We start from the raw sequence: 2,159 nt of genomic DNA, 5'->3' as shown, positions 1-2,159 counted from the left end.
TGTTGACGACGGTCGAAAACTAGGCCAGAAGCGACGGTGAAAAGTAGGCCACGTGGTCGTGGTTATTGTGCCGTGTTGTCGGCTCTGGCGGAGGGCAAGGTGTCGATTCCGGTGTCCTTGAGCCGATAGCTGGAGCCTTTGAGGGTCAAGACGTCGGCGTGGTGCACGATGCGGTCGATCATCGCCGCGGCCACCACTTGATCACCGAACACGTCGCCCCAGCGGGCGAAGGGCAGGTTCGAGGTCAGGATCAGTGAGGCGTGCTCGTAGCGGCTGGAGACCAGTTGAAAGAACAGGTTCGCCGCGTCCTGCTCGAAGGGGATGTAGCCGACCTCGTCGACGACGAGCAGACCGATGCGACGCAGCTTGGCCAGCTCGGCTGGGAGTCGCCCGGCGTTGTGGGCGGCTTTGAGTCGGGCCACCCAATCCACGGCGGTGGCGAACGCGATGCGATGGCCGGTCTGGGCGGCCTTGACCGCCAGCCCGATGGCGAGGTGGGTTTTGCCAGTTCCGGGTGGCCCGAGGAGGACGACGTTGGATGCCTTGGCCAGGAACGCGCCGGTGCCCAGGTGGGCGATCATGTCCCGGTTCAGTGAGGGTTGGTGATCGAAGTTGAAGTCCTCCAATGATTTGCGGGTCGGAAACCCCGCCGAGCGGATGCGCGTCGCCGCGCCGGATGCTTCCCGGGCCGAGACCTCCCGTGACAGGACTGCGGCGAGGTATTCCTCGTGGGTCCAGGCGGCGTCGCGGGCTTGCTCGGCCAGCCGGGCAGCCGAGTCGCGGATGCGCGGCGCCTTGAGCGCTTGGGCGTAGTGCAGGACGGCCTTCATCGGATCCTCGGCCATGCTCATGCCACCTCGTCATCGGAAGTGACTGCGCCCGAGGTGAAGTCCACGCCAAATGCCCGGTCGTAGTCGGCCAGGTCGCGCACCAGCTGATCACCTGCCGCCGGTGGCGGGCCGGCTTGGAACTGGTGACGCAGCACCGCGGCAGCCTGCACGTGGGTGGGATCGGTCAGCGTTTGGCGCGTCGCCCAGCAGCGGTCGTGAGCCGCCAGCAGGCGACCCGACCGGGTCACCGCTACACGGCTCAGGGTGGTGCTCACGTCGACGAGTTGGCCGATCGCATGGGGGTCCACGGAGTAGTCATTGCCGGCCACCCGGACGTAGTAGTCGCGTCCCAACCGCACCGAGGTCACCGTCTCGACGGTCGGTGGGACCGGTGGCAGCGCCAGCATGTGAGCGCGATCGATATCCAAAAAGTCGACCGGACGACCATCCAACACCCGTACCCGTCGGTTGTTGGCAATCGGAAGCCATAGCCCGAGTTGGTCATTGAAGTCGTGCGGTGAGGTGAAGCTGCGACCGGGCAGAAACGAGGTCTCCAGATACCGGTTGGCTCGCTCCACCATTCCTTTGGATTCGGGGTCGTTGGGCTTCATCTGCACCAGTCGGGACCCCAGCGTGCCCACCAAGGCCGTCACGGGCTCGGTCAACCGGCCGCGACGCCCGATCCCGGCTTCGTTGTCCCACCACAACTCGTGGGGCACCGTGGTGAAGTTCTGCGAGAGCAGCTGCCACATCCCGGCCACGAGGTCCATGGTTTGGCGCGAGGGCAGCATCACCGCAGCGACGAACCGGGAGAAGGCGGCCACCATCACCAGCACCGGCAGCATCGCCTCCTGGCCGAACCCGACCGCAATCCTCGGTGCCGGGAACCACAGGTCGCACTGGATCACCCGCCCCGGCGGATGCTCGAGGCGATCGACCGGATCGGCCGGCAGGTACTCCGGGCGGATCGCCCGGACCCGCTCCCGGAACCAGGAGATCGAGCCGGACCAGCCGACCCGCTCGGCGATTACCGTCGCCGGCATACCGGGATACGCCGTCAACAGCGCCCGGATCCGGGGCTCGATCTCGCTGATCGCCGACGGCGCCGCTGCCCGCTCGTACTTCGGTGGACCATCACTGGCCAGTGCACTGGCCACCGTGTCTCGCGCGATGCTCAGCTGCCGTGCGATAGCTCGCTGCGACAATCCTTCGCTGCGATGAAGGTGCCGGATCAAGGCCCAGTCTTCCAAGGAGATCACCCATCCAATCTGATTGGGTGGCCTACTTTTCAACCGTCGCGACTGGCCGGGTTCTCAACCGTCGTTAACA

General features: G+C 66.0%; 2 protein-coding genes. Both read right to left on the bottom strand.

Annotated features, from left to right (window positions below):
* Positions 1–62 precede the first annotated feature (62 nt).
* A complete protein-coding gene (istB, locus tag AWC18_RS00395; protein ID WP_474627371.1) occupies positions 63–845 on the bottom strand; it encodes an IS21-like element helper ATPase IstB in 783 nt (260 codons plus the stop codon).
* 2 nt (positions 846–847) lie between these two features.
* Positions 848–2,089: an IS21 family transposase gene (istA, locus tag AWC18_RS00390; RefSeq protein WP_064999378.1), complete on the bottom strand. Its 1,242-nt coding sequence runs from the start codon at positions 2,087–2,089 to the stop codon at positions 848–850.
* Between the last annotated feature and the right edge of the window lie 70 nt (positions 2,090–2,159).

Source organism: Mycolicibacter nonchromogenicus (genome assembly GCF_002101775.1).
Lineage (GTDB): Bacteria > Actinomycetota > Actinomycetes > Mycobacteriales > Mycobacteriaceae > Mycobacterium > Mycobacterium nonchromogenicum.
The sequence above is the reverse complement of the archived record's forward strand: the minus strand, read 5'-3'. Positions and strand labels throughout refer to the sequence as shown.